This window comes from Sphingobacterium sp. UBA1498, from assembly GCF_002325125.1.
Classification (GTDB): domain Bacteria; phylum Bacteroidota; class Bacteroidia; order Sphingobacteriales; family Sphingobacteriaceae; genus Sphingobacterium.
On sequence record NZ_DCRG01000019.1, the window covers coordinates 15,744 to 27,542 of the forward strand.

The 11,799-nt window shown below is 36.6% G+C and carries 9 protein-coding genes; all 9 read right to left on the reverse strand.

Annotation, left to right across the window (positions count from 1 at the left end):
* Window positions 1-12: 12 nt before the first annotated feature.
* The 9 genes from B3139_RS10590 to B3139_RS10630 all read right to left on the reverse strand — a co-directional run bounded on the left by B3139_RS10590 (window position 13) and on the right by B3139_RS10630 (window position 11,693).
* Window positions 13-540, reverse strand: a complete 528-nt coding sequence (locus tag B3139_RS10590) for an RNA polymerase sigma-70 factor (protein ID WP_293882704.1) — start codon at window positions 538-540, stop codon at window positions 13-15.
* A 444-nt stretch (window positions 541-984) separates the two neighbouring features.
* The gene (locus B3139_RS10595) at window positions 985-1,137 is read right to left on the reverse strand and encodes a hypothetical protein (RefSeq protein WP_293882706.1); all 153 of its coding nucleotides are present in this window, start codon (window positions 1,135-1,137) and stop codon (window positions 985-987) included.
* Between the two features lie 316 nt (window positions 1,138-1,453).
* Window positions 1,454-2,248, reverse strand: a complete 795-nt coding sequence (locus B3139_RS10600) for a hypothetical protein (protein ID WP_293882709.1) — start codon at window positions 2,246-2,248, stop codon at window positions 1,454-1,456.
* Between the two features lie 78 nt (window positions 2,249-2,326).
* A complete protein-coding gene (locus B3139_RS10605) occupies window positions 2,327-3,637 on the reverse strand; it encodes a DUF4302 domain-containing protein (protein ID WP_293882712.1) in 1,311 nt (436 codons plus the stop codon).
* Window positions 3,634-4,632, reverse strand: coding sequence for a substrate import-associated zinc metallohydrolase lipoprotein (locus B3139_RS10610; RefSeq protein ID WP_209580400.1), 999 nt, complete (start codon window positions 4,630-4,632; stop codon window positions 3,634-3,636). The genes B3139_RS10605 and B3139_RS10610 overlap by 4 nt, the downstream gene beginning before the upstream one ends.
* Window positions 4,633-4,635: 3 nt before the next feature.
* Complete coding sequence (locus B3139_RS10615; RefSeq protein ID WP_293882719.1) at window positions 4,636-6,105, reverse strand: RagB/SusD family nutrient uptake outer membrane protein; 1,470 nt, start codon at window positions 6,103-6,105, stop codon at window positions 4,636-4,638.
* Window positions 6,106-6,116: 11 nt separating this feature from the next.
* Window positions 6,117-9,737 carry a SusC/RagA family TonB-linked outer membrane protein gene (locus B3139_RS10620; RefSeq protein WP_293882722.1) on the reverse strand — a complete coding sequence of 1,207 codons (3,621 nt, stop codon included), beginning with the start codon at window positions 9,735-9,737 and terminating at the stop codon, window positions 6,117-6,119.
* Window positions 9,738-9,967: 230 nt separating this feature from the next.
* A complete protein-coding gene (locus B3139_RS10625) occupies window positions 9,968-11,119 on the reverse strand; it encodes a FecR family protein (RefSeq protein ID WP_293882725.1) in 1,152 nt (383 codons plus the stop codon).
* A gap of 52 nt (window positions 11,120-11,171) precedes the next feature.
* The gene (locus B3139_RS10630; RefSeq protein WP_293882728.1) at window positions 11,172-11,693 is read right to left on the reverse strand and encodes an RNA polymerase sigma-70 factor; all 522 of its coding nucleotides are present in this window, start codon (window positions 11,691-11,693) and stop codon (window positions 11,172-11,174) included.
* Window positions 11,694-11,799 lie beyond the last annotated feature (106 nt).

An 11,799-nucleotide genomic window follows, 5' to 3' on the forward strand; every position in this document is an offset into this window, starting at 1 on the left:
GGTGACAAGAATTTAAATATTTTTTAACAAAAAAATAATAAAGGGGAGAAATTCGGGATTCAAACGCTTCAACAGTATCTTCATACCCCGCTGCTTTTGAGTTTTTACGGTATTGATACTGACCTGTAATTCTTTCGTAATCTCTAGATTAGAAAGCCCCTCAAGATAGCCTAACCGAAAAACTTGTTGACAAGCAAAAGGCATTTCTTCAATAATTTTATATATTTCTTGAATAACCTCACTATGAATCATGTTTAATTCAAGAGCTGTGTTATCTTCCTCAGTAAACCCAACTACATTCCAATACTTCTGGCGGACTTTTTCATGACGAATATGATTATAGCATGCAAAACGAACTGAACTGTAGAGATAATTCTTTATCGCTATTTCATTATCACTGACTTGATCTGTATTTTTAAAATAGGCTATAAAAGAATCTTGTACCAAATCTTCAGCTACATGCAGATCACCTACAATCTTCCAGGCAAAATGGCAGAGCCCATTATAGTGTGTTTTAAATAATAATTCTTCTTTCTGCATAGTTACATCTTCCAAACTACAAGTCGTGCTTCATAGCGGAAATTTTAGGACATATATGTACATCTCATCAGGATGCTTAATAATTGTTCTGTAAAAATGCTTAATATTTTTTACTTTTTTCAAAAAAAAGTTACTAAGCAAAATTTAACTTATATTTTTTCTATATAAATCTAAAAAAAAGATCTAAAAAATAAAAGCTAATTGCTTTAGGGGAAGTAAAACGAAAAAAATAGAGCAGTTTATAAAATGAGATCGTTCCCGATACGAGAGTTTTAATTGTAACAAGACACTTCCCGTTTATCTATATCCAACGGATATCCTAATAATTATCTACAATTTTCTATGTATAATGATAAATTAGTAGCAAGCTAGTGCGATAGAAGACACGAAATTCTCGGATAAAAAGACCGAAATAGTATAATAAAGTATGCTCAAAACTATAGACTATTTACCTTGTACAACATCGATATTGGGTGTAATATGTTTTAGTTCATTAATAAATTCGATAGCATTTTCTGGATCAACAAATACGTGGTCAACCACATTATAACGTAAGACCATTCCTCTTCTGTAAGGTTTTAAAACTGTAAATCCCATTGATCCAAACCAGTCAACCTTATTTGTTTCTAATTTGTGTATAGATCAAATATCTATCGATCTTACACCACAGATTGTCTTAATAAAAAGGTTGTGACCTTCAATCCAATAACGTTTAAAAAAAAATGTAAAATACCAGATTGACACACATATTCCAAACAAGAGTAATGTGCCGATATAGCGTTCTTTTTCAAGTGCCTCAAATAATAATACTCCAATAAATATGATCACAACTATTCCCCAGATATAGCTTCCAAAATTTATGTGTGTTTTAAAGACTTTTTTCATAACTAAAGATTTTTAGAGGTAGATTATTTTAATTCCAAACAGCTAAATCTCGCTTAACGGAAATTGGAAATAAATTGTATACGTCGCGATATTGTTCGAATTCATCTTTCGTGTTCACCAATATATGATAGATATGAGGAATGACTTCGCGGTTAATATTATTTTTCATAAAGATTATCTCTTCCTGCAACAATGCGGCCTTGACATTTACCAGCCAATCCTTTGCTAAGAACGCATTTATTCGCGCTGAATCTTTGAATAATTTAAGATCATTGAAATGTGTTGCTACTTGCCGAAGACTGTCTTTCTGTTGTCGATTTTTTGCCTTATAATAATCCAATAAAGTTAAGTATTCATTATAGAGTTTATTGTTTTCCCCATCGGATACGACCGCCATTTTAATTGATTCGCCTCCATTCTTAGCCAACAACAGTTCTTGTAGTTGCTCTTGGTGATAGACGCTATCAAATAACAGTTTATAATTATTGGACTCTTTTGAATCCAACCAAAATGTAGTTGACATATAATATTTTGGTGTGCCGAGCTCGGGCTGACGAGCAAATCTTTCCTTCTCTTGAGGCCTTACAATATCCCTATCCCATGAAAGGATAATTTGATAGATACCTTTTTCCAAATTCTCTACTCTTAAAGCAAAATTCAGAGATTTTATCGTATCACACAACACTTTTCGCCCTGTTTTGACTTGAAAAAGATCCATATAAATAGGGGGCGAAACATTAAATTCACCGCTTAAGTTCCATGGACCAGAAGTTTCGCAACGAGTAAACATGAGAAAAAAAGACAATAACAAGCTGTATTTCATCAAAATTTGAATTTTTATAATCAGTATTGTCTCTAGTAAGCATTAGAAACAATACTGATTTTCCGATTTTACTACATATTAATTACTTAGTTTCACTAATTTTCCATAGAAAAACGAATTCGGATTATTTGTTTTTATCAATCCTCCTACTCCTCTTACTTTCGGATCTGAACTCGCGACATAATCCAGCTTAAATTCAGCATTTTTGAAATAGCTCTTAATATCACTATGTATCCATCCTAAATCATTTTGAACTTCGTTGGATAGTTTGATTATATTATCAGTCATTATATAATCGTAGCCGACGTCAACGCGGTAATTATAACCATTGAAAAAAAACCATACTTCTAATTTAGCTTTTTGCGAACTAACGAGTCGGAAGGTCATGGAAACCATTTTCACACCCCACCCGTTGTAGGTATTGATTTGCCTTGCCCATATATCATTAAAAGCCGAATTTATGCCGCCAGGCAAAGTTGCTCCATCAATTTGAATAGAATTGTAGGTGTCGCGATAACCAAAAAATGCCGTAATTGGCAATACAGGTACAGCGTTCGACATAATTTCATAGGGTTTATTGGACGAATCTAATAACATAAATTTGCCATCTTGCATCTTTGCCTTTACAATCGTCAAATCGCCCAACACTACAGGCTCAGCAAAATTTAGTCCACCTAGATCAAAATTGTATTTACCAATCTTGGAAACAATTTCCTTACCTGAAATATATGTAAGAGAGGCTGTCCTGCTCTCATCACTAAACGATACCGAAATCTTACTTTCTAGTGAGGGAATTTGTATATATAAATTGGGATTAGCATCTGTATAATTTAGCAGTTGACTTCTGCTTTTACCAAAGCCATTACTGAGATACTGTTGACTCTCACTGGCGGTTGCTTTCACCAAGATCATTGATTTCTGAAATTTACGTCCCTCAAAAAACAACGTATCTCCATGATTTTTAATATAATTAAACTCGATATCACTTCCCATCCCCTTTCCTGGCTGCCCATTGTAGGTAGCTGGGTTCGGATCTTCAAGCATAGTTAAATAGGTGTAGGTATCAAAAGAAAGTGTAGAAGTCATGATTTGACGTATCCGGTACGTCGACTCTTTCTCTTTTGAAGCCGTCTCCTCATCCAGATCAGCAACCATTTTCACGCGGTCATTTTTACCAAACTGCATATAAAAACCATAGGCTCCGGCATACTCGGTTACTAATGATCCCTTCCAACCATAAGGAGATTCGACAAGCATCTTTCTGACATAAGAAAGTGTGTCTGCAATACGGGAGTCAGGATCCTTTTCAAATTCCAAAGCAACTTCTTTCGGCTTATTACAACTTACTGTCAGTAAAACCAAACATATAACATAAAATATCTTTTTCATACGGTAATTTTCTGGGTTAATTGGCCAAATAAGTAAGAATTCAATCTCGTATACCTATTCATACTCAAAGTATATTCAGTATAGAAATCAGTACAAAAAGGATCATATTTACCTGATGAAATCATTACAGAAGTATAATCCGTGCTATGATATTCTTCAACCATGACCCTTTGAAATTCATTTTGCAATTGCGTGACGTCAATGTTAAAATACTTTATCATATAATCTCTTACAATGGACTCCTTTTCCTTGAATTTCTTATAAGCTGTTTCACCCGATTGTGATGCATAATCATCATAAAACTTTTGTCCTCGAACGACCAGATGTGAAAGTGTTTCAGCAAAGTCCTCACCAATCGACTTACGCGCATACGGACTGATAAATCCCAAAGATCTAGCTTTTGCCTCGGTATTTTCAGCCGCAGTCCACTCTGCATAATAATCTCCTACACAGACTAAACCAAATTCGCCTGGTATAAAACGATTTTGATTTAATATGTGTGTAAATTCATGGTGTATTACCTGTAGATTTCCAATCACAGAACTGGCATCGTTATCATTCAGTCCATTGAGACCGTACAATGTAATTCTTCTTCCCCCATCTGCCGTACCTCCTTTCACAGAGCCATCAGGATCATAATCACCAGATCCAAAAAGTGCAAATTGCTTCGGCGTATAGAGTTTAATAAATTTAGAGCCACCGATTTTACCATATACCTCCAAAAATCCCTTGAGTACGATTTTCATTTGCGGGATTACTTTCGACTCATCGGCCGGTGCTATATTTTTATTAATATCATGCATATTCCGCTGATATCTATAAATAACTTCGATGTTAAATGGATCGGTCAGATTCGCGCTGATCCAATTGTCGATAGTACCAGGAACGAAAGTATCGTAATTTTGTAAGGTATAATTTAATTTATCTTCTTTCGAACAGGAAAAAATTAATCCAATTAGACCAATCCCTGTAAATAGTTTAAAAATGATCTTCATGACTTATCTTGGGTTTAGTTCAACACCTGCTAATTTAGCTTCCTGAGGGATTTGGAATACCCTTCTAGGATCATCGGGTTTTAATTCAATAAATGTTTCTCGTTCATCGCTTCCTATGACATTGTGCTTGACCGTTATCCCTTTACGAATAATGTCAAGCCACCGTAGTCCCATGGACATAAATCCAACATGTTTAAATTGCAATACTGTTTTAACAAGAGCTTCTTTGTCATCAGTGACGTCGAAAAATTGTTTTGATTTAGCCACTGTAACAGCATAATCAGTTGAATTGTAGTTGTCGATCCTATTGCGTGCAAATAAATTGAGATCAGCTAGTGCCCCGTTTACATTGCCTAATTCGGCATAAGCTTCTGCTCGATTTAATAAAGCCTCATCTGACATTAGTACCGGAACCATTAACATAGGAAACCCTGTATTGGCGGTAGGGTTCGTTACGTACCAAAATTCCTTCCATATATAGGTTGTGTAATGTGGAGAGCCATAACTTACACCAAAATTGTAGAGCTTCGCTCCTGCAGCAGTCATGCTATTATAAATATTTTGTACGACACTAATTCCCATAGCATAGCGATTGTCCCACCAGCGCTGATAACCGCTATACGTTTCTGTAATCAACAAATTATAGGGTTGTGTAGCCTTGGTAATCTCTGTACGGGCAGCCTCAAAGCCTAATGATTTTAAAGTTGAGTTATAAGGAACAAGCTTGCCTACATAATTACCTCCAAAAATCTTATTTGCGTTATCCACCACTTTTTGCCATTCGCCTGTGAACAGATAAAAACGAGAAGCAAAAGCATGCGCGGCTTCGGGCGTAAAATGGTACTTCGGAACATCCCACAAACCATTCCCTTGATCCAATAAGGCCAATCCCTCTTCTAAATCTTTACGGATATTGTCATATGTGGACTTAACTGTACCTCGATCATATTGCTTTATTAAAACCGTTTCTGGATCTTTCACGTACGGTATTCCTGGAGAATCATTCGATGCATTCGATTTGAAGTCATATACTTTAGCAAAGTAAATCGCCAACATAAAATGACAATAAGCCCTGGCCACAAGTGCTTCTCCTTTATAGGCCAGAACCTCGTCACCAAAATTATTTTTTTCTATAGCTGCTAGGGCATGATTTGCTGCAGCTATTGCTTCATAACAGGAATTCCAGTACGCTGTAGGAGAGTCCGTATCATCACCTATGATATCTTTCCATTCATAAAGAGAGGGTACCGGTTGATAAATACCTCCAACACCTTTGTCCTCCACATTGTCAGAGTAGGTCTCGGCCATGGCCAATGAATTTCTTCCAGGATAGGCTGATGCGACTAATCTTTTAACTTTATCTACCGTATTGATCTGAGCACGCATATCCGGCTCTTGATCCAGATATTTACTACATCCGCTAAATAGAAAAACAGACGTTAGCAATATATATTTAATCGTATTTAATTTCATAATATAATTATTTAGAATCCTAACTTCACCGATAATGTAATTTGCTTAGGCACTGGAAGAGCGACACCTCCATTGCTGTAAAACTCTGGATCCACGCCATTCAATTTCCTATCAGCATGTAATAGCCATAAATTATTGCCCACTAGATTAAATTGAGCAGTCCTGAATTTTATACGTGACACCAATTCCTTGGGTACGTTGTAGCCTATAGAAATTTGAGACAAACGGATATAATCACCTTTAGCCACTCGTTCAGATGAATAGTTATAAGCATTATACGTGTAGTTAGCAGCATTCCTTTCTCCTAAAAAGTTCTTGACATCGAATTCGGCGGACAAAGGATCAAGTGTCGACGGGATTACGGTTAAATATTCATCTCCATGAAAAATAAAGCGATTTACGAGATCTTTCGATACATTGTACATATCCAAGTAAGACGATGAATAACTAGGTTGTAATCTGACCTTATTACCAAAAGCAAATTTCAGTAAAAAAGAAAAACTGAAATTTTTATATTCCACTCGGTTATAATAACCACCGGCTATGGTCGGATCTACTGGTCCTTCATATTTCAAGAAATCTGTTTCATTATCTTGAAGCCAAAAATAGGTCGTTCCGGGAGTACCGTCAGTACCAATGAACATCGGATAACCGCTTCTCGCATTAAGCTTATCGAAATCAATAGAGTATAATCCACGATGCGGATTTCCAAGTTTAGCTCCTCCCTCCGCGGACACCAAGTCCCAAATATTTCTGGTAACATTCAGCTTAGTAATTTCGGTTCTATTGTACCCAAATGTAAATTGCGTTCTCCATGTAAAGCCTTGCGGATCTTTAAATGGATAACCTCCAATTTGAATATCCACACCGTGGCTTTTCATATCCGCGTAATTACCATATTTCTCAAATTGACCTCCTATTCCTGAGGTTCGGATAGGACCAATCAGATCAAAAATATTCCTTTGGTAATAATCAACATTCAGATCTATTCGGTTCTTTAAAAAACTCAAATCGGCACCAACATTGAGCTCATACATTTTTTCCCAAGTCAGCTCCGAATTTTCTAAACCGCTGATATTAATCTTCCCCTCTTTTTCTGACTCGTACGGCCGATAAGCCACGGCATTATAAAACACTGCAGATGAGTTTGAAGCATTCCCCATATTGGCGACTAGGCCATATGTACCGCGCAAACGTACATGAGAAAGAATATTACTATTCTTGTTAAAAAAATTCTCTTGATCAACATCCCAGGCTCCCGATATATTCCAGGTTGGCAACCACCGTGCGACGCTTGTGTGTCCCATTTTATTGGAGCCATCATATCGTGTGGTAAAGTTCAAAGAGTATTTATCTTTATAATTATAAGCTCCACGGACTGCATAAGCTAACTTTCGATCGTAATTGTAGGCCATTCCGAAGGGTACATTCCCACTTTCAATAGCATACTTATAATACCGATAAGTAGGCATAACAAGATTTCCATTATCATATTCGATGCCTGGGCCATTAAAATCATGGTTTTGCTTATCGGCATACTGCAATTCATAGGTTCCAAATAAATTTAAACTATGATCATTCCATTTTTGATTATACTCTAAATTATGTCGCATGTAATAGCTAATCATATTATTGTTAGCGACATTAAAGAATCCTCCATTAGGCAATAGAACATATTTATCTGTATTCGGAAAATCCGGATCGGCATATAAAAAGCGATTTCCTGCATTAACGGTTTGATCGCCATTTGCCCGATATGCTTTCGACAAATTTGCATTTTCTGTTATCGTATGCTGTCTTTCTGAATTATAATAACGGTACATTCCATTTGCAGAATAGGTTAAGGAAGGTAGAATTTTGTAAGTTATCCCTCCTTGCACCTTGATATCCATCAATTTAAGTTTGATATAGTTATTATCAATTTCATTTAAGATATTAAAAGGGGCATAATCTCGATTGAAATATTCCAAGTTTCCGTTTTCATCATAAGGAGTGATGATACGGCTAGTATTAAGAGAATAAGAGTAAGGATTAATATCAAAATCACGCGAGTAAGTCCCGAAAACAGCATCTGAAACTCTATTTAAAGTACCTGGTGTACGTTGATCGCGGATATTACTTTGAAAAATGAATTCCGTACTTAGTTTATCACTAATTTTATAATTGTTTCTAATATTGCCCGTAAACCGTTTCGCGCTATTACCTATTGTAAAACCGGAATCGTTCATAAAACTCGTAGAAGCATACGTTTGGCTCTTGGTAGTCCCGGTAGACATACTTAAAGAATGATCATGAACCAGAGACTGTTTAAATAATAAATCAAACCAGTCGGTATTGACATTCGTATAACGCTGTAAAAAATTATAGCGTGAAGGAGCATCATTTCTCAGATCAAAAGAATCCGTAGCTGGATTATACTGATACATGAGATTATACATCTTATTAAAGACTCCGCCTGTAGGAGAACGGGAGACTTGCGAATGATTCAAGTAGCCTTTATTTTCCATATCAATAATTAATTGCATCTGTTGCGCAGAATTCATGATATCGAACTGGCTATAATTGGGTTTTATATAGGTTGTAAAGTTGCCTGAATAATTAAAGTTAACAACTCCCTCAGTATTACGTCCTTTCTTCGTATTTACCACGACTACCCCGTTCATCGCTGCCGCACCATACATCGCTGTTGCAGCGGCATCTTTCAATACCGTGATCGACTCAATATCATCGGGATTCAAGCCCGCTACAGAGGACCCTAGTAAGGTATTTGCATCACCAGTGGATAATGCTTCGTTAGAGATATTGACAGCCTCATCCAAAATAACCCCGTCGATCACCCATAAAGGTTTATTATCTCCCGTTAAGGAAGTTGCCCCACGAACCCGGATTTTCGGAGCCGCACCAAATGTACCAGAGACGTTTTGCACAGAGACACCTGCCGCTTGCCCTTCCAACATCCTAGAAATATCTGGAACACCGGCACGCTCAGCTTCCTTAGCGTCGATTTTGGATGATGCTCCAGTGAATAATTTACGGTCCAAATTTTGGTAACCTGTAGCAACAACATTAACCTCCTTTAACTTAAGGTCATCAGCCGTAAGCACCACATTTACGCTAGACTTCCCATCCACGGAAATTTCCCTAGTGCCAAATCCAACGTACCGTACTACCAAAACAGCCGATGAAGAAGCATTAATTTTAAAATGTCCTATATCATCAGTCTGTGTTGAAATAGAAGTGCCTTTTACGGTTACTGTAGCTCCACTCAATCCTTTGCCATCTTGACTTTTAACAGTACCAGAAACAACCTGTTGCTGCGTATTACGTTCGAAACGACCGCCCTCATCACCATTTACTGAAATAGTATTCGCAATGATCTTATAATCAATGTGATTATTGCGCAAGACAGAATTTAATGCTTCTTCTACCGAAGCATTTTTTAAGTTCACATTGACCCTTAACTTAGAATCAACGTTTTCACCATAAAATAATTGCAAATTAGATTGTTTGGAGATCGCGTTCAACGCCTCTTCAATCCTTGCATTTTTCATCTTTAAAGTAACTTTCTGTGCAATGCCGTTGGCTTGAACTCCGGTCACAAAGGCAAAAAGAAGGCAGGTACTAATTTTCATAATACGTAAAGGTTTACAAAACCGTGGGTCATGAGGTAGCATTCGCCAAGTTTTGCCAAATGGTAAGTTATTCATACATTTACTCTTTGTGGTTAATTGGGTTTACTTAATTCGCTTTAAAATTTTTAGGCCTTTTGATCATTTCGGAACAGGGATGCTGCAACATTCCTGTTCTACTTTGCTTCTAAAACCTCTAGGTTAGGTATCTATTCTCACATAAGCACTCCTTTCTATTTGTTTTCGACAATTAATTCTTTTCCATGAAGCTCAAATTTCAAATCGCAGACGTAAGTCAACATTTCCAAAACTTCAGATAACGTAACATCGCGTTTAAAATTACCGTTATACACTTTATCCAGTGCAACATCTTTCTTAAATCGAACTTGGACATCATACCATTTAGACAGCGTAGAAGCAATCTCAACAATCGTTTCTTTCTTAAAATAAAACTGATTATTATGCCATGAAAGATCGTGATCCAGATCTGCTTTCCCTTTGCTGAGAAGTTCACCTTTCAGATTTGCATACTCTCCGGGCTCAAGAACAATAACATTGCCTAAATGGCTGACTTGAACTCTTCCGGAGGATAATGTCGTACGAACATTATTACTATAGGCGTTAATATTGAAATGTGTACCTAACACCTTTACCTCGCTTCCTCTAGACTCCACTACAAAAGGACGATCAGCTTCATGAGCGACTTCGAAATAAGCCTCGCCCTCTAGCATAACGCGACGCTCATTTTCTTTAAATTTTACAGGAAATTTAAGCTGAGAGTTAGCATTTACCCAAACCTGAGTTCCATCTTCTAAATTTAATTTATAAAAATTGCCTTTAGGAACAACCAATGTATTAAATTGTATTTCAGCCACTGCTTGAGCGTGATTGACTTGGTCAATGTTAGCTTTATTCGTTAAGGCTACTATTTTCGGATCAACTGCTTTGTTAGACTTCTCCAATGGCATAATTGATCCATCAGCCAAAACAAGCAAAGCTCCGGACTTTGCCGGTTGTATATCGCCCTTCACTGAACTGATAATTGCAACTTTCTCCGAAACTTTACCCTTCTGATGAAAAATATAAAAGAGTGACATACCCATCAATACGACAAGACTAGCTGCCACACGGAGAATAGGATTATAATGTTTCTTAATTCTCTGAGTAGTCTCCTGAATATTACGCCAAGCACCATCTTCGTCCAGATTATCTAAAAAGATAAGATCCTCCTCAATATTTTTTGCATCCCGAAAGCTTTCAAGCAATTCATCGTTATTTTTGTCAGATTTCCGCCACTGTTCAATAGCATCCCGATCTGCTATGGTTTCTTGACCACGAAGCAATTTATTAATGAGTTTGGTTATGTAATTGGTATTAGCTTTCATATCTATAGGTTATAAACCCTATAGATTCGTCGAGGGTGACAAGAAATTAAAATTATTTTAATAAAAAAATAATAAAGGGTAAAAACTCGGGGTGCAGCTTATCCATCAAAATTTTCATGCCCCTTTGTTTTTGCGTTTTAACCGTATTTACGCTGATTTGAAGTCTTTCTGTGATCTCAAGATTTGACAGCCCATCTAAATATCCCATCTTAAAAATCTGTTGACAAGCGGAAGGCATTTGAGCAATAATCCGGTAAATTTCATTAATCACTTCGGTATGAATAATGGAACGCTCAACCGAATGCCCATCTTCCTCGTTGAACTCAACCCGAGTCCAATACTTTTCCTTTACTTTTTCATGCCGTAAATGCTTTAAACAAGAAAATCGAACAGCAGTATACAAATAGTTTCGTATAAATGCATCGGATTGTTCCATTCGTTGTTGATCTCTGAAGAATGTAACAAATGCTTCTTGTACCAAATCCTCCGCAGTAGTAGATTCCCCCACAAATTTCCAAGCAAAATGGCACAAACTCCTATAATACGTTCTAAATAATTTCTCTTCTGGGCCCATAATTCTAACGGGTATAACAAAATTGATTAGCAAACAGTCCTCTTAGGCAGATAACTATTTTAAAGATAGAGTTTTTATTTTTTTTTAACAAGATTTGACATTTTTA